This is a genomic window from Oceanobacillus luteolus (genome assembly GCF_023715655.1).
Classification (GTDB): Bacteria; Bacillota; Bacilli; order Bacillales; family Amphibacillaceae; genus Oceanobacillus; species Oceanobacillus luteolus.
This window is the reverse complement of the sequence record NZ_JAMBON010000001.1, coordinates 396,809-413,573: the sequence shown is the minus strand read 5'-3', so window position 1 is coordinate 413,573 and position 16,765 is coordinate 396,809. Positions and strand designations below refer to the sequence as shown.

Sequence of the window (16,765 nt, the reverse complement as noted above, 5' to 3'; positions counted from 1 at the left end):
TTATGGGTATTGTATATAGCGACAATTATTTCATTACATTTCTATTAATTGTTAATTTATAATATATATTAGTAAGTAAAAGCTTATATATTAATTAATACCATTCAAAGATCCAACTAATAGATTTTTCTGGGAGCGGCTCGGATACACCGAAGACTCCTGCGGGAAGAGAGGCATCGATGAGACCCCGCGGGGCGTAGCCCGAGGAGGCTCATCAGCCGCCCGCGGAAAGCGAAGGTGTATCCGGACTGCGGACCTTGGAGCGGAGTTGCCTCGCATAAAAAGAAATCATTAATTATTATACAATCTATGTAAGCTACAAAATTTACAAAGATTATTTTTAAAAATAAGTTGAATATGTTGTTTGTTTATGCTATATTTAAACTTGTGTTTATGCACGTATAAACGATGTTCCGCTGTTCCTATAGAGAATGATGAACATTGGTTTGGAAGGAGTGAAGCAAATGCAAGAACTAATTGCAGAAATTACTAAAGATCAGCTTCGTACAGATCACCCAGAATTCAGAGCTGGAGATACGGTAAAAGTTCACGTGAAAGTTGTTGAAGGAACTCGTGAGCGTATCCAGATTTTTGAGGGTGTAGTAATCAAACGTCAAAACGGTGGTATCAGTGAAACATTCACAGTAAGAAAAATCTCTTACGGTGTAGGTGTGGAACGTACTTTCCCAGTACACTCACCACGTGTTGACAAAATTGAAGTTACTCGTCGTGGTATTGTACGTCGTGCTAAGCTTTACTATCTACGTAATCTACGTGGAAAAGCTGCACGTATTAAAGAACGTCGCTAATTTCAAAACAGATCAAATAAAACACGAAAGGAGCTTGAGCAATTGTTCAAGCTCCTTTTATAATTTTATAGTTAGTCGTTAAATGTTATAATGTACATACTTATTGATTAAACTTATGAATGGATAAGGAAATGTGAGTGTCGGAGGAGAACTATGGCGAAAAAGAAGAAGAATGAATGGTTAGAATGGATGAAAGCTTTATTGGTCGCGCTTGGTATAGCTTTTATCGTTCGGATGTTTTTATTCGCTCCAATCATTGTAGACGGTCCATCCATGTTGCCAACATTACATGACCGGGATCAGATGATTGTGAATAAGTTCAGTTATAACTTTAAAGATCCAGAGCGATTCGATATTGTGGTTTTTCATGCGGACGCCCAAAAAGATTTCATTAAGCGTGTAGTTGGTCTACCTGGTGAGCATGTAGCAGTGGTCGATAATGTTCTCCACATAAACGGTGAGCCTGTTGAAGAGGAATTTTTACCGGAAAATAAGCAATCGGCTACATTCCAGTCTGTAAAGAATGATTTTACTCTCGAAGAACTACCAGGCAATCATGAAGTAATCCCAGAGGGTTATGTATTGGTACTAGGTGACAATCGTGGGAATTCCACTGATAGTCGAATGATCGGATTAATAGATATGGATCAAATTGTAGGAAAAGCCAGTCTGATTTATTGGCCATTTGATCGTATTCAATTTGTGGGAGAATAGGTGATATAGATGCAAGTACAATGGTTTCCAGGCCATATGGCCAAAGCTAGACGAGAAGTCGAACAAAACTTAAAACTAGTTGACTTTGTAATAGAACTCTTGGATGCTCGGGCACCACAGTCGTCAGAGAACCCCTTACTGCACCAGATTATCCAGAATAAAGATAAAATGGTAGTTCTAATGAAGCGGGATCTCGCTGACCCAAAAGTAACAGAAAAATGGTTATCTTATTATAAAGACAACGATATACCAGCAGTGGCTGTGGATGTGAACAATAAAGAAGATATAAAACAAGTTATATCATTAGCGAAAAAAATCGGTCAAAAGAAAATTGATAAGTTAGTGGCTAAGGGGGTAAAACCCAGGGCACATCGCGCAATGATACTTGGTATACCTAATGTAGGGAAATCCACTTTAATCAATCGATTAGCCAATAGAAAAGCAGCTAAAACGGGTGACCGTCCAGGAATAACTAAACAACAGTTATGGATTAAAATAAAAAAAGATTTTGAACTGCTAGATACTCCAGGTATTCTATGGCCAAAATTTGAAGATCAAACGGTAGGATATCGTCTTGCAGCCATTGGCACTATTAAAGATACAATCTTATCTTTACAAGATATTACAGTATATGTGATCCGCTTTCTGCAAGTACATTATCCTAATGAGCTTTTTGATCGTTTTTCAGTACCGGCAGAATTAGACGATATGTTGGAAGTGTTTGAAATTATCGGCAAAAAGCGTGGTGCATTGGAAAGCGGAGGAGAAGTTGATTTCGATAAAGTCTCTGAGTTACTCCTACGCGATCTTCGTGCTGGCAGAATAGGGCGGATTTCACTAGAAGAACCGGAACAACTAGAATCATGAACAAGATGTGTGCGGGGGAAATGTTGAATATGAATACTAAATCGATTGCTGTTATAAGACAGATGTTTGAACATAATGAAATCACGGAGGAATTAATAGAGCAATTAAAGCGGGATGAACGCAAAGGGGTTCAAGTTCTCCTTCATAAATATGAGAAAGAAAAATTAAAGAAAGAGCAACAGCTTGCTAACTTTGAAGAAATGTTGACATATGAGAAACATGCTAAGAATAACGGTCATCAATATATAGCGGGTGTAGATGAAGCTGGGCGTGGTCCTTTAGCGGGGCCTGTAGTCGCGGCTTCTGTTATTTTACCGGATGATTTTGTCCTGCTTGGCTTGAATGATTCCAAACAACTTACGGAAAAAGAAAGAGAGAATTTCTTTGACATCATCATAGAACAAGCTGTTAGTTATAATGTGGCAGTGATTTCCAACGAACAAATTGACCATTTAAATATACTGGAAGCTACAAAGCTTGCTATGTATCAAGCGGTTGATGGTTTATCGCAAAAGCCTGATCATGTGCTTCTTGACGCAGTTGCCTTACCTCAATTGACTATGTCGTTTGATGTAATCGTTAAGGGTGATGCAAAAAGTATTACTATTGCAGCTGCAAGTATATTGGCTAAGGTGACACGTGATCGTTTAATGAGAAAAATACATAATGAATACCCGATGTATGACTTTAATTCTAATATGGGTTACGGTACAAAAAAACATATGGAAAGCTTAGAAAGGTATGGTGCGTCTCCATATCATCGTAGATCTTTCGCACCAGTCCGGAAATTCATTGGTCAATAAAGGAGGTTTCACCATTGCATTTTTCCAAAGTATCAAACATGCCCTCTTTAAATCCAATACGCAATGGTCCAGTACCACTCCGTTCAGGTCAAATCATTCAGGGGAAAGTACTAAAACTTTATCCGGAAAATAAGGCTGAAATCAGTCTTGGTGGAAACCGTTTTGTTGCCAAGCTAGAGGTTGGATTAGAGCTTGGAGCAAGATATCATTTTCAGGTTACTGCAAATGCAAGTATGCTGCAATTAAGAGTGCTTGGAGACCAATTGAAAAGAGAAGAAACAACCAATTTAGCCAAACTATTAAAAAGTCTTGGAATTAAGAGCTCAAAGCAAAATTTGCAGTTGCTGCAACTGCTTACAAATTATGCTATACCTTTTGATAAAGCTGAGCTTCAATCCGCTATTCAACTCCTAAAGGGGGAGAAAAATAGTGGATTGGTTTCCATGGTTTTATTTGAAATGATTTTAAAAAAGTTGCCGATTACTGAATCTACTTTTCAGTCTCTTTTAGCTAGCAAGTCGACAAGTATTAGTGAGGAATTGACTGCCTTAAAGGAGCATTCCTCTTCTAACTTGAACTTTCTTACTAGTGAAAATAGGAGGAATTTAGACAGACATTTTGTCAACACGGAGCGGCAACTGCTTGAAATGATTGATAAATTAACTGAAAAGCCAGTGAGCTTTCGGGATGGATTATTACAATATATCAACACCCAAAATAAATCTAATAACGATGCGATGTATCGGATCTTAAAAGGTTTAGGCTTTATTTCACATAAGGTGGACTTTACAACATGGGTCAAAGAATGGAGTCATTTTACGGGAAAAAATCTAACTAATCCCACTAATCAACTCCCTATTCAATTGAATGACCGAGATATTCTGCGGGTATTTTATCATATCGATTCACGAAGAAACGAATTTACGAAAGCAGTGCAATTATTCCTAGATAAATGGACTCCGAGAATCATGCTTCAACAAGCAACAGGAAACGCATTATCAGGTGAGTTATTGAATTCATTGCAAAGCGAGTTGAAACAGCACATTTTTCCTTTTATTCCGCAAAACCACCATCAAACTTTAAATTCTCTACTTCAATCACAGCAAAATATTTTAGCTGTATACCGAGGGTTGCAAGCATTAAATAATGGGGAGCATCTGGATCATATATTACGCTTAGCAAGGACCACGATGGAACAAGAGAACTTTTTGGAACTCTCTACGAAAGAGAAGTTTATTGAGCATATCCGCCAATCATATACAATGTTGGGTTTGGACTATGAACATCGCTTGGTAACTGAGAAGGTTCCCAGTAACTTACAACAGACGATAAAAGGATTGTTACTCCAGCTAATAGGAGGACAGGAGTATATCAGCCAGGATCAGTATTCAAGATTACTTAACGTCATTCAAGGAGTACAAATACAAAGCGTCAATGATACGGCAACTTTTGTACAGGCTGCTCTGCAGCTTCCTGCAGAAAGATTGGGGCTCGTCAATGATCTCGCCCTTGAATTCGAAGGTAAGAAAAATGAAGATGGAGAAATTGACCCTGATTACTGTCGAATCATTTTTTACCTAGAATTAGAGAAGCTTAAAGAGACGGTGATTGATGTAAACATCCAACAACGGGCTGTGGCAATTACTGTTTTTAATAATACAAAAGGTCTTCCAGTCATTTCGAAACAATTTAAAGAAAAACTTGAAACAGGTCTGGACGCTTTAAATTATCGGCTATCTTCTATTCAATTTAGAAAGTTGAAAGAGAAGGAGAAGCATTCTATCGGTCAAGAAGCATATCGCAGGGATGATAGCCAGGGGGTGGATTTTCGTATATGATGGAAAGCCAAAGGAAGGCCGTGAGCCTACGTTATAACAAAGATAAGGACTCCGCTCCATTTGTAAGTGCAGCTGGAAAAGGATATATCGCTGAAGAAATTATTAAACTTGCTGATCAGCATGATATCCCAGTCGTTGAAGATTCCTCATTAGTAGAGCTATTGGCTGAATTGAATGTGAATGAATATATACCTGAGGAACTTTATCAAGTTGTCGCTGAAGTATTCGCTTTTATCTATGAAACAGATAAACAATTGGAAGATAAAGAGTGAATGAATAAAAGATTTACAATCTCATATCTCTTATCTCTTGTGAAAACGGTTTTAATTTAATACAATGGAATTGCATTTAATATGTTGGGGAGGATGAAAGATGAACATTCACGAATATCAAGCTAAAGAATTACTGCGCGATTTTGGTGTGAAAGTTCCTAGAGGGCATGTAGCTTATTCCGTTGATGAAGCGGTAGAGGCTGCTGAAAAGCTTGGAACTGATGTAACTGTAGTAAAGGCGCAGATTCACGCAGGGGGACGTGGAAAAGCCGGAGGAGTCAAAGTAGCTAAAGGTTTGGATGAGGTTCGTACATATGCTGATGAAATACTAGGCAAAGTACTTGTTACGCATCAAACTGGGCCGGAAGGTAAAGAAGTTAAAAGACTCTTGATTGAAGAAGGCTGCGATATTAAAAAAGAATATTACATAGGTGTGGTTCTTGATAGAGCAACATCCCGTGTCGTGCTAATGGGTTCCGAAGAAGGAGGAACCGAAATTGAAGAGGTTGCAGCGGCAACACCTGAGAAAATCTTTAAAGAGGTTGTTGATCCTGTAGTTGGACTAGCACCTTACCAAGCTAGAAGATTGGCATTCAATATGAATATCCCGCATGAATTAATAAATAAAGCAGTCGGATTTATGACTTCATTATATGAAGCGTTTGTCGCTAAAGATTGCTCGATTGCTGAAATTAACCCACTCGTTACAACTGGTGACGGAGAAGTATTGGCATTGGACGCAAAGTTGAACTTTGATGATAATGCGTTATATCGTCACCCAGACATTGTCGAATTACGTGACTTAGATGAAGAAGATGAAAAAGAAATCGAAGCTTCCAAACATGACTTAAGCTATGTTTCGCTTGACGGAAACATTGGTTGTATGGTTAATGGGGCAGGTCTTGCCATGTCAACGATGGATATCATCAAATATTATGGTGGCGATCCGGCAAACTTCCTTGATGTTGGAGGTGGCGCTACGGCTGAGAAAGTTACGGAAGCGTTTAAGATCATCCTTTCAGATCCAAATGTTAAAGGGATTTTTGTTAATATATTCGGTGGAATTATGAAATGTGATGTTATTGCTGAGGGAGTTGTTGCCGCTACAAAAGAGGTTGGCTTACAAATTCCGTTAGTAGTCCGTTTAGAAGGAACAAACGTAGATTTAGGTAAGAAAATTCTAAACGAATCTGGTTTAGATATCACACCAGCGAACTCCATGGCTGATGGGGCACAGAAAATTGTTTCTCTAGTAAAATAACTCAAATTAGAAATCAGAAAAACGTAATTTTGGAGAAAGGGCGGACGAAACGATATGGGCGTATTTGTTGATAAAGATACAAAAGTAATTGTCCAAGGTATTACCGGGGGAACTGCTAGATTTCATACGAAGCAAATGCTAGAATACGGGACAAAAATTGTTGGAGGTACCTCTCCGAAAAAAGGTGGAACAGAAGTCGAAGGTGTACCGGTGTTTAACACTGTTCAGGAAGCGGTGGAGGCTACGGGTGCTACAGCATCTGTAATCTACGTACCTGCTCCATTCGCTGCGGATGCAATCATCGAAGCTACAGATGCGGAGCTAGATCTTGTCATCTGTATTACCGAGCATATACCAGTATTAGATATGGTAAAAGTAAAACGATATATGGAAGGTAAGAAAACGCGATTAATTGGTCCAAACTGCCCAGGTGTCATTACGGCTGATGAATGTAAAATCGGTATTATGCCTGGATATATCCATAAAAAAGGTCATATTGGGGTTGTTTCCCGTTCAGGTACATTGACATATGAAGCTGTACATCAATTGACTGAAGCAGGATACGGGCAAACTACCGCAGTAGGGATCGGTGGCGACCCTGTTAACGGTACAAACTTTATTGATGTGTTGGATGCATTCAATAAAGACCCTGAAACTGAAGCAGTTATCATGATTGGTGAAATCGGTGGAACAGCCGAAGAAGAAGCTGCACAATGGGTAAAAGAGAATATGACAAAACCTGTAGTTGGATTCATTGGCGGAGCAACAGCACCTCCAGGTAAAAGAATGGGGCATGCTGGTGCAATCATTTCTGGCGGCGAAGGAACTGCTGAAGCGAAAAATCGTGTGATGAAGGAATGTGGAATTGCGGTTGCAGAAACTCCTTCCGTCATGGGCGAAACAATGATCAAACTCCTTAAAGAAAAAGGATTGGCGGAAAAGTGTAAGACACATTAAGCTATAAATCATACAATGAGCTTAAATGATGATTTTTGCACGGTATGACTTATGTGATACCTGTAGTAAAAGGGCTAAAAGTGCTGACTTTTGGCCCTTTTTTCTAATAAATATAAGAGGAAGTGAGTAAATGAAACGAACCCGTTACCGATTAATCCATCTCTCCATGACTAACCTTTTAAGCAGACGGTTATTACGTCAATTTTTGTCGAAGGATCCCACTTTATCATCGATATATGAATTTAGCCCTGCGGAACTGAATCTCCATTACTCTATACCAATGAAAACAGCAACCCATCTGTATCAAACCCTCCGTGACCCACACCTCAGAAAAATTGTTATCGATGCACTTAACACATACAAAATAATTACAATAGTTGACGAAACCTATCCAGCTGTGTTAAGAACGATAAAGGATGCTCCAATGGTATTATACTGTCTTGGCGACATAGAAATACTAAAGCAGAATAAATTGCTTAGTGTGATAGGTTCTAGAAAACCATCAATGGAAGCAAGGCCAAAAATGGATTATATTCTTACGCCACTGGTGAAGGAGCATTGGGTTATTGTCAGTGGGATGGCAAGAGGAATTGATGGTTATGCACATGAGCTCGCTTTAAAGTTAAAAGGTAGGACAATTGCAATTTTAGGTGGCGGATTCGAATATATTTATCCGTCAGAACATATTCCATTATTTAAAGAGATTGTTCAAACAGGTCTCGTTATTAGCGAGTACCCTCCTTTTACAAAACCTGCGAGGTACCATTTCCCCGAGCGCAATCGAATTATTAGTGGCCTATCATTTGGTACACTTGTGATTGAAGCAATGGAAAAAAGTGGAACAATGATTACCGTTGACCAAGCGTTGGAGCAGGGTAGGGAAGTTTTTGCTGTACCAGGATCCCCTCTGATTCAACAAACGAAAGGTTGCCATCTCCTGATACAAGAAGGTGCAAAATTGACCCACCATGCCAATGATATACGTGAAGAATGGTTGAGGCAGCAGGAGTATGGGAAAGAAAATACAGCAGTTAGCACATCTAACTAAAAGACTTCAATTATTGATGAGATAAATAGTTATTTTAGATAATAAGTTTGACAAAACAAGATTAAGTCATTAGTATAAGTGAGGATTTCACTTTTAACAGTTTGCTTGAAATCTTTACTTTTAAAAAACTTCGAGGAAATAATGTAAATCCTAAAGGTATAAGTTTATACCTTCATTCATTCAATTGGAAAATTGATGGCTTGGACAAGATTGTCCTCGTCAATCAATTCAATTTATCAGAACTTGTTTTACAACCTCATTTTAGGAGGAAACAGTATGGCAGATTATTTAGTGATTGTAGAGTCGCCTGCTAAGGCCAAAACAATCGAACGTTATTTAGGAAAAAAATATGAAGTTAAAGCTTCCATGGGTCATGTTCGTGACTTGCCTAAGAGCCAAATGGGCGTTGATATAGAGAATGGTTACGAGCCAAAATACATTACCATCCGTGGTAAAGGTGAAGTGTTGAAAGAACTTCGCAAGTCTGCAAAAAAGGCGAAGAAAATCTATCTTGCAGCTGACCCGGATCGCGAAGGTGAAGCAATTGCTTGGCATTTGGCCCATGCACTCAATGTTGACGGGGATTCCGATTGTCGGGTCGTTTTCAACGAGATTACCAAGGATGCTATCAAAGAATCGTTTAAACATCCACGATCCATTAATCATGACTTAGTAGATGCCCAACAAGCGAGGAGAATACTTGATCGATTAGTCGGCTACAATATTAGTCCTCTGCTTTGGAAAAAAGTGAAAAAAGGACTAAGTGCTGGTAGGGTGCAATCTGTTGCACTTAAGATGATCATCGACCGAGAAAAAGAAATTGAAAATTTCAAACCAGAAGAGTATTGGTCAATTGAAGCTGTTTTTGAAAAGGAAAAAGAAATTTTTGAAGGAGCTTTTTACGGAGTAGGCGGTAAAAAACAAGAATTGAAATCAGAAGAAGATGTCAAAAAGATTCAACAACAAATGAAGGGAAATAGTTTCCTTATCGATAAGGTAAATAAACGAGAAAGAAAACGTAATCCCGCAAAACCGTTCATTACTTCTTCGCTACAACAAGAAGCAGCTAGGAAATTAAATTTCCGAGCAAGAAAAACAATGATGGTGGCTCAGCAACTTTATGAAGGTATTGATCTTGGAAGAGGAGCAGGAGGCATTACCGGTTTAATTACCTACATGCGTACAGATTCTACACGAATCTCTGAAACTGCAAAAAAAGAAGCGAAGGAATATATTGAGAGTAAATATGGAAATAAATACGTAGGCTCTCAAAAGGATACTGCGAATAAGCAAGGAGCCCAAGACGCCCACGAGGCTATTCGTCCGACTTCCGCCTTACGTGACCCACGTTCTTTGAAAGATGTTCTGAGCAATGATCAATATCGACTGTATAAACTGATTTGGGAGAGGTTCATTGCGAGCCAAATGGCACCAGCTATTATGGACACGGTAACTGTACATCTCAAAAATAATGAGGTGGAGTTTAGAGCTACCGGTTCGCAGGTGAAATTTAGTGGATTTATGAAGGTTTACGTTGAAGGTACCGACGACAATAAAAAAGTGGAAGATAAACTGCTTCCTGAACTGGAAGAAGGAACAGTAGTAACTTCAAAAGAAATTAACCCGAATCAACATTTTACTCAACCTCCACCACGTTTTACAGAAGCAAGACTAGTCCGTGCGATGGAAGAATTGGGAATCGGAAGGCCATCCACTTATGCGCCGACATTAGATACCATTCAACGAAGAGGCTATGTTTCTATCGATAACAAAAGATTTATTCCAACAGAATTAGGAACAATTGTAAGTGAAGCCGTAGAAGAGTATTTTCCTGAAATCATCGATGTGGATTTTACTGCATCAATGGAAAAAGATTTAGACACAATTGAAGAAGGAAAAACAGAATGGGTAAAAGTTATTGATGAGTTTTATCAAGACTTTAAAAAACGGTTAAGTTTTGCGGAAGAAGAGATGGAAAAAATCGAAATTAAAGATGAACCTGCTGGCATAGATTGTGAAAAGTGTGGACATGAAATGGTCTATAAGCTTGGTCGGTATGGTACATTTATGGCTTGCTCCAATTTCCCGGATTGCCGCAATACAAAACCGATATTGAAAGAAATTGGTGTAGATTGCCCGAAATGTAAAGAAGGCAATATAGTTGAACGTAAATCGAAAAAACGCCGAGTGTTCTATGGTTGCGATCGCTTTCCGGAATGTGATTTCGTATCATGGGATAAACCAATTGCGCGTCCTTGTCCAAAATGCGAATCACTTTTAGTGGAGAAGAAAGTCAAAAAGGCAACTCAAGTCCAATGTACCAATTGTGACTATAAAGAAGTAGAACAAAGCTAGCTGTTCCATGATACGAACGGCTAGTTTTATTTTGCCGTGGTTTTAACGTAATTATAATTCATTTGGATTGTTCGCTATTTCTTAAAAATTCTTTCAAAGCATGAATATATATGGAATAGAATGGCAATATTGATAATAATATAATTGATAGTATTGTTTTGTTTGGTAATTTTCCTGAAATATGAGATACTAATCAACGGAATTTTTGTACTGCTGCTCGTCAATGTAAAAATATATTCACAAAATGTTCACCAAATTGTATTTTTCTAAGAAAAATCTAATATATTCTGATTGACTCGAGTATTACAAATGAATATAATTACCAGGTGGTGGGTAAAATAACAAACTAGACCGAGTGAATAAGTCGAATTATTTTGATATGCCATAATGTAGACCGATTCTGAATTTTGTTTTAATTTTGGTAAATCAATTGATTTTGAAGATAGGCTATGTTATTATTTATTCAGGAAAAATATGGGGTGAAGAATTGGAGAATTTTGTACAAAATTGTCAAGGATTTGTAGCTTATTTACAAATTGAAAAAAATGCTTCCCCTTATACTATCAAATATTATCAAGACGATCTTCACTCCTTTCACCAATTTCTGAAAGGAGAAGGAATTACTGATCTTTCCAATGTGGATGCACAAGTAGTCCGCTTATATCTTACTCAACTATATGATCAACAATTATCGAGAAAATCCGTTTCCAGAAAAATTTCATCTCTTCGTAGCTTTTTCAAGTATTTGGAGAGAGAGGATGATGCGATAGTCAATCCGTTCATTCATATCCATTTGCCAAAACAAGAACGAAACGTTCCTGGTTTTCTTTATGAAGAGGAATTGGAAAAGCTTTTTGAGGTGAATGACATGACGCAGCCTCTTGGTCAAAGAGATCAAGCATTGTTGGAAGTTCTTTACGGAACGGGAATCCGTGTAAGTGAATGTCAGGGATTGCGGCTAGGTGACATCGACTTTACTATTGGAACCATTTTTGTTAGAGGGAAAGGCAGAAAAGAAAGATATGTACCTTTTGGGAGATTTGCAGAGATAGCTCTTGAAACATATATTAATGAAGGTCGTTTAAGTTTAGTTGAAAAATCAAATCAACAAACGGATGCCTTATTTCTGAATGCAAGGGGAAATCCGCTCACTACAAGAGGAATCAGACTCATCCTGAATAAGATGGTAGAAACCGCTGCTCTTACAATAAACCTCCATCCACATAAATTACGTCATACATTTGCTACCCACTTATTGAATGAAGGAGCAGATTTACGTACTGTGCAAGAGTTATTAGGGCATGAAAATCTATCTTCCACGCAAATCTATACCCACGTTACAAAAGATCATTTGCGTGAGGTTTATATGAAGACACACCCGAGGGCAAATGATAATTAGTTAAATCAGATGCGAGGTGATGGGAATTGACCCAAGAGATGCATGCCACAACGATATTCGCTATTCAACATGATGGTGCATGTGCCATGTGTGGTGACGGTCAAGTCACAATGGGGAATGCAGTAGTGATGAAACACCGAGCAAAAAAAGTACGAAAACTGTATAACGGCCAAGTTTTAGCAGGTTTTGCCGGTTCTGTTGCAGATGCATTCACACTTTTTGAAAAGTTTGAGAGCAATTTGAATGCATATAATGGGAACTTGGCCCGCGCGGCCGTTGAACTGGCTAAGGAATGGCGCAGTGACCGAGTGCTCAGGAAGCTGGAAGCGATGTTGATCGTCATGAACAAGGAAAGTATGTATCTTGTTTCCGGAACAGGGGAAGTAATAGAACCTGATGACGGAATTCTCGCTATCGGTTCGGGTGGGAATTACGCCTTGAGTGCAGGTAGAGCACTTGTCAAACATGCAAATAGTTTGTCTGCCGAACAAATAGCGCGAACTGCTCTGGAAATCGCTGGAGAGATTGATGTTTATACAAATAATCAGCTGACTGTAGAGGTACTTAATTAATAGGAGGTATTTCCAAAATATGGGGATGGAGCTTACTCCAAGACAAATTGTTGAACAATTAGATAAGTACGTTGTCGGGCAGAAGAATGCCAAACGCTCTGTAGCAGTAGCCCTAAGAAACAGATACCGACGGATGAAGCTGGATGAGCAAATCAAAGATGAAATTGTACCGAAAAACATTTTGATGATCGGACCAACTGGTGTAGGTAAGACTGAGATTGCAAGGAGACTTGCTAAGTTGGTAAAAGCACCATTTGTAAAAGTTGAAGCAACAAAGTTTACTGAAGTTGGGTATGTCGGCAGAGATGTAGAATCCATGGTTCGAGACTTGGTTGAGATGTCGGTTCGAATGGTAAAAGAGGAGAAGTTGGCAAAAGTCCAAGATGCTGCGAAAAAAGAAGCAGATAAACGTTTAGTCAACTTACTCGTACCTCAGACTAAAAAGCAGACATCCATTAAAAATCCGTTTGAGATGCTCTTCAATCAAACTCCTCATGATAGTGAAACACAGAATGACACGCAGGATGAGGAAGTTAGAAATAAACGTCAACAAGTAGAGCGTATGCTTGCACTTGGAGAGTTGGAGGATAAGATAGTAACGGTTGAAATTACCGAAACTCCGCCCTCCATGTTTGACTTGCTGCAGGGTTCGGGTATGGAACAAATGGGGATGAATATGCAAGATGCATTTGGACAATTCATGCCAACTAAAAAGAAAAAACGAAAGGTCCCTGTTCGGGAAGCTAGAAAAATATTGACTCAACAAGAAGCACAGAAATTAGTCGATATGGAAGAGGTTTCCCAGGAGGCTACTGAGCGTGCTGAACAAGCGGGTATCATCTTCATTGATGAAATCGATAAGGTTGCCGGTGGTGCAAAAGAGCAGGCGAATGTTTCTCGGGAAGGTGTTCAACGCGATATCTTGCCGATAGTGGAAGGTTCTACCGTTGTGACCAAACATGGGCCGGTAAAAACAGATCACATTCTTTTTATAGCTGCCGGTGCATTTCATATGTCAAAACCATCCGACTTAATACCTGAATTACAAGGAAGATTTCCGATTCGTGTCGAATTGGAGAAATTGTCCGTAGAGGACTTTAAACTAATACTGACCGATCCTTCGAATGCTCTAACAAAACAATATGAGGCTCTTTTAAGGACGGAAGGAATAGAAGTTGTATTTAAAGAAGATTCCATTGAACGTATTGCGGAAGTAGCATACCAAGTGAATCAGGATACTGACAATATTGGTGCACGTAGACTCCATACAATTTTGGAAAAATTACTCGAAGATTTATTGTTCGAGGCACCGGATATTACCCTGGAAAGAATTGATATCACTTCTGCTTACGTGGATCAAAAACTAGGAAATATAGTAAAGAACAAGGACTTAAGTCAATTTATATTATAAAAATTCAAATGCAAATGGAGGATTATCATGAAACTATTAGATCGAGCAAGAAAAATTAATGCAATGTTACAAAAAGCGGCAGGTAAATCAGTTAACTTCAACGAAATGTCCGCAACTCTACGAGATGTAATTGGCGGTAACGTATATATCGTCAGCAGGAGAGGTAAGCTTTTAGGAGTTGCAGTAAGCCAAGAAATTCAAAATGAGCGCATGAAGAATATGCTGGAGCAAAGACAGTTCCCAGAGGATTATACTCAAGGTTTATATAACGTATATGAGACAACAGCTAACTTAGATATAAATAGTCCGCAAACTGTGTTTCCGGTAGAGAACAAAGAACTATTTCAGAATGGTTTAACGACTATTGTTCCGATTCTTGGCGGTGGAGAACGTCTTGGTACGTTAATCCTAGGCCGTGTGGAAGAGGCTTTTAATGATGATGATTTATTACTTGCAGAATATGGTGCAACTGTTGTAGGTATGGAAATCTTACAAGAAAAAACAGAAGAGATCGAGATGGAGGCAAGAAGTAAAGCAGTTGTTCAGATGGCTATCAGCTCTCTATCTTACAGTGAACTTGAGGCAATTGATCATATTTTCGAAGAGCTTAATGGTAATGAAGGCCTGCTTGTTGCAAGTAAAATTGCAGACCGTGTAGGTATTACACGTTCAGTTATTGTAAATGCACTTCGTAAGCTAGAAAGTGCGGGTGTCATCGAATCTCGTTCTCTAGGTATGAAAGGGACGTATATTAAAGTATTGAATGACAAGTTCCTTGTAGAATTAGAAAAATTACGTTCTAGATAAGAAGTTACAAGCTGAGAGGTTTGATTATCTTGGGCTGCTGAATAATGTGATCAGCGTTTAGCTGATGCTTATATATTAAATTGGAAAACATTCAAATGAGTGTTTTCCAATTTTTTTTGGGGAAAAACTTAGTTATATTAATAAGGATTTATACCCCTACAAAATTTACTAGATAACAAATCTATGGTATAATATGGAAATGTTGGTACCAAAAACAGCAAAATAACCATTTTTCAGCCAAAATTCAAATAATTAAAACTGAAATTTAGTGCTAAAGAACTGGTATTTTATAATTATTTTGTCGAAAGTTGGAGTAAATTAGCGAAAAAGATAGACTTTGATAATGAATTAACATACAATGTTCGTAGGAGTTAGCTATTATATGTCCGTAGGAATGATACTTTTTAATTAGGAGGAAGTTGACATGGACTTGTTTGGAGGAACTATATCCAACTTAGAGCAGTCGCTGAATTACTCAGCTACGAAAAACCGTACGATTTCTAGCAATATAGCAAACGTAGACACACCAAATTACAAGTCGAAAGAAGTGGTTTTTAAAGAAGTATTGAACGATACCCTCAGTAATTCTTTTCATGCAAAGCGTACAAATCCACGGCATATCCCCTTTAACAGTTCTAAAGGAGCGGGCCATCAAATAATTACAAACAACCGTACGACTTACAACCATAATGGAAATAATGTTGATATTGATAAAGAAATGTCTGAGTTAGCTAAAAACCAAATCTATTATAATAGTTTAATTGATCGAATCAATGGAAAGTTCGGAAGTCTTCAAACTGTAATTAAAGGAGGGAGATAGGGATGTCTATTTTCCATAGTATGAATATTAGTTCTAGTGCACTTACCGCACAACGTCTACGTATGGATGTCGTATCCTCAAATATTGCGAATAGCGAGTCTACACGCGCTAGAGTGAATGAAAATGGAGAGTGGGAGCCTTATCGTAGAAAGTTAGTTTCTTTTAACAGCGATGGAAGCAGCTTTAAATCACATTTTAATGCTGCAAGAAATAACGGGATCGAGACATCAGGTGTGAAAGCTTCAGTTATCACGGAAGCTCAGACACCTTTTAAAATGGTCTTTAATCCAAACCACCCAGATGCTAACGAGACTGGTTACGTACAAATGCCTAATGTGGACCCTTTACAAGAAATGGTTGACCTTATGAGCGCAACCAGGTCCTATGAAGCGAATATTACTGCATTAAATGCTAGTAAAGGGATGCTCATGAAGGCACTAGAGATTGGTAAATAACGGGAGTAAGGAGTTGCCATAATGAATATTAATTTAAATCCTAACGTTGGGACTGAAAGGATACTTACATCTACAAACAAGTCTACCCCAGCTGAAGCACAATCAAACTTTGCAAACACACTAAAAGGGGCAATTGAAAAACTAAATGAAGCTCAAAATAAATCGGATCAAATGACTAATATGTTAGCGACAGGACAAGTGAAGGATTTACATAACGTTATGATTACAGCTCAAAAAGCGAGTATTACACTTGAAATGACTGTTCAGGTCCAACAAAAAGTAATCGATGCTTATAATGAGGTAATGAGGATGCAAGTCTAGTTTAATAATTGGTATATTGCGATATAGAGAAAAATAATCGCTTTAGCGTACACATT

The 16,765-nt window shown here is 38.4% G+C and carries 17 protein-coding genes; all 17 read left to right on the top strand.

Annotation, left to right across the window (positions count from 1 at the left end; all coding sequences use genetic code 11):
• The first annotated feature begins 464 nt into the window (after positions 1 to 464).
• A complete protein-coding gene (rplS, locus tag M3210_RS02175) occupies positions 465 to 809 on the top strand; it encodes a 50S ribosomal protein L19 (protein ID WP_251510813.1) in 345 nt (114 codons plus the stop codon).
• Positions 810 to 962: 153 nt separating this feature from the next.
• Positions 963 to 1,523 (top strand): signal peptidase I, encoded by a 561-nt coding sequence (gene lepB / locus M3210_RS02170; protein WP_251510811.1) that lies wholly within the window; start codon positions 963 to 965, stop codon positions 1,521 to 1,523.
• Between the two features lie 9 nt (positions 1,524 to 1,532).
• Positions 1,533 to 2,390: a ribosome biogenesis GTPase YlqF gene (ylqF, locus tag M3210_RS02165; RefSeq protein WP_251510809.1), complete on the top strand. Its 858-nt coding sequence runs from the start codon at positions 1,533 to 1,535 to the stop codon at positions 2,388 to 2,390.
• Between the two features lie 29 nt (positions 2,391 to 2,419).
• Entirely contained in the window at positions 2,420 to 3,193 is a 774-nt protein-coding gene (rnhB, locus tag M3210_RS02160) for a ribonuclease HII (protein WP_251510807.1), read from the top strand.
• Between the two features lie 14 nt (positions 3,194 to 3,207).
• The gene (locus M3210_RS02155) at positions 3,208 to 5,031 is read left to right on the top strand and encodes a TP0910 N-terminal domain-containing protein (protein ID WP_251510805.1); all 1,824 of its coding nucleotides are present in this window, start codon (positions 3,208 to 3,210) and stop codon (positions 5,029 to 5,031) included.
• Positions 5,028 to 5,303: an EscU/YscU/HrcU family type III secretion system export apparatus switch protein gene (locus M3210_RS02150; protein WP_251510803.1), complete on the top strand. Its 276-nt coding sequence runs from the start codon at positions 5,028 to 5,030 to the stop codon at positions 5,301 to 5,303. The genes M3210_RS02155 and M3210_RS02150 overlap by 4 nt, the downstream gene beginning before the upstream one ends.
• Before the next feature lie 100 nt (positions 5,304 to 5,403).
• Positions 5,404 to 6,564, top strand: coding sequence for an ADP-forming succinate--CoA ligase subunit beta (sucC, locus tag M3210_RS02145; protein WP_251510801.1), 1,161 nt, complete (start codon positions 5,404 to 5,406; stop codon positions 6,562 to 6,564).
• 54 nt (positions 6,565 to 6,618) lie between these two features.
• On the top strand, positions 6,619 to 7,521 hold the full coding sequence (sucD, locus tag M3210_RS02140) for a succinate--CoA ligase subunit alpha (RefSeq protein ID WP_251510798.1): 903 nt from the start codon (positions 6,619 to 6,621) through the stop codon (positions 7,519 to 7,521).
• A gap of 130 nt (positions 7,522 to 7,651) precedes the next feature.
• The gene (gene dprA, locus M3210_RS02135) at positions 7,652 to 8,569 is read left to right on the top strand and encodes a DNA-processing protein DprA (RefSeq protein WP_251510796.1); all 918 of its coding nucleotides are present in this window, start codon (positions 7,652 to 7,654) and stop codon (positions 8,567 to 8,569) included.
• A gap of 276 nt (positions 8,570 to 8,845) precedes the next feature.
• Positions 8,846 to 10,924, top strand: coding sequence for a type I DNA topoisomerase (gene topA / locus M3210_RS02130; protein WP_251510794.1), 2,079 nt, complete (start codon positions 8,846 to 8,848; stop codon positions 10,922 to 10,924).
• A 487-nt stretch (positions 10,925 to 11,411) separates the two neighbouring features.
• Positions 11,412 to 12,323, top strand: coding sequence for a tyrosine recombinase XerC (xerC, locus tag M3210_RS02125; RefSeq protein ID WP_251510793.1), 912 nt, complete (start codon positions 11,412 to 11,414; stop codon positions 12,321 to 12,323).
• Between the two features lie 26 nt (positions 12,324 to 12,349).
• The gene (gene hslV / locus M3210_RS02120) at positions 12,350 to 12,895 is read left to right on the top strand and encodes an ATP-dependent protease subunit HslV (RefSeq protein WP_285853512.1); all 546 of its coding nucleotides are present in this window, start codon (positions 12,350 to 12,352) and stop codon (positions 12,893 to 12,895) included.
• A 19-nt stretch (positions 12,896 to 12,914) separates the two neighbouring features.
• Entirely contained in the window at positions 12,915 to 14,306 is a 1,392-nt protein-coding gene (gene hslU / locus M3210_RS02115) for an ATP-dependent protease ATPase subunit HslU (protein ID WP_379597045.1), read from the top strand.
• 27 nt (positions 14,307 to 14,333) lie between these two features.
• Positions 14,334 to 15,113: a GTP-sensing pleiotropic transcriptional regulator CodY gene (codY, locus tag M3210_RS02110; protein ID WP_251510791.1), complete on the top strand. Its 780-nt coding sequence runs from the start codon at positions 14,334 to 14,336 to the stop codon at positions 15,111 to 15,113.
• Positions 15,114 to 15,537: 424 nt separating this feature from the next.
• Complete coding sequence (flgB, locus tag M3210_RS02105; RefSeq protein WP_251510784.1) at positions 15,538 to 15,933, top strand: flagellar basal body rod protein FlgB; 396 nt, start codon at positions 15,538 to 15,540, stop codon at positions 15,931 to 15,933.
• Positions 15,934 to 15,935: 2 nt separating this feature from the next.
• The gene (gene flgC / locus M3210_RS02100; RefSeq protein ID WP_251510782.1) at positions 15,936 to 16,388 is read left to right on the top strand and encodes a flagellar basal body rod protein FlgC; all 453 of its coding nucleotides are present in this window, start codon (positions 15,936 to 15,938) and stop codon (positions 16,386 to 16,388) included.
• 21 nt (positions 16,389 to 16,409) lie between these two features.
• Complete coding sequence (fliE, locus tag M3210_RS02095; protein WP_251510780.1) at positions 16,410 to 16,709, top strand: flagellar hook-basal body complex protein FliE; 300 nt, start codon at positions 16,410 to 16,412, stop codon at positions 16,707 to 16,709.
• Positions 16,710 to 16,765: the final 56 nt, after the last annotated feature.

Bases quoted from the DNA above. Each gene is read 5' to 3' on its own strand.
- rplS (WP_251510813.1), top strand. From the start codon at position 465: ATGCAAGAACTAATTGCAGAAATTACTAAAGATCAGCTTCGTACAGAT.
- lepB (WP_251510811.1), top strand. From the start codon at position 963: ATGGCGAAAAAGAAGAAGAATGAATGGTTAGAATGGATGAAAGCTTTA.
- ylqF (WP_251510809.1), top strand. From the start codon at position 1,533: ATGCAAGTACAATGGTTTCCAGGCCATATGGCCAAAGCTAGACGAGAA.
- rnhB (WP_251510807.1), top strand. From the start codon at position 2,420: ATGAATACTAAATCGATTGCTGTTATAAGACAGATGTTTGAACATAAT.
- M3210_RS02150 (WP_251510803.1), top strand. From the start codon at position 5,028: ATGATGGAAAGCCAAAGGAAGGCCGTGAGCCTACGTTATAACAAAGAT.
- sucC (WP_251510801.1), top strand. From the start codon at position 5,404: ATGAACATTCACGAATATCAAGCTAAAGAATTACTGCGCGATTTTGGT.
- sucD (WP_251510798.1), top strand. From the start codon at position 6,619: ATGGGCGTATTTGTTGATAAAGATACAAAAGTAATTGTCCAAGGTATT.
- dprA (WP_251510796.1), top strand. From the start codon at position 7,652: ATGAAACGAACCCGTTACCGATTAATCCATCTCTCCATGACTAACCTT.
- topA (WP_251510794.1), top strand. From the start codon at position 8,846: ATGGCAGATTATTTAGTGATTGTAGAGTCGCCTGCTAAGGCCAAAACA.
- hslU (WP_379597045.1), top strand. From the start codon at position 12,915: ATGGGGATGGAGCTTACTCCAAGACAAATTGTTGAACAATTAGATAAG.
- codY (WP_251510791.1), top strand. From the start codon at position 14,334: ATGAAACTATTAGATCGAGCAAGAAAAATTAATGCAATGTTACAAAAA.
- flgB (WP_251510784.1), top strand. From the start codon at position 15,538: ATGGACTTGTTTGGAGGAACTATATCCAACTTAGAGCAGTCGCTGAAT.
- flgC (WP_251510782.1), top strand. From the start codon at position 15,936: ATGTCTATTTTCCATAGTATGAATATTAGTTCTAGTGCACTTACCGCA.
- fliE (WP_251510780.1), top strand. From the start codon at position 16,410: ATGAATATTAATTTAAATCCTAACGTTGGGACTGAAAGGATACTTACA.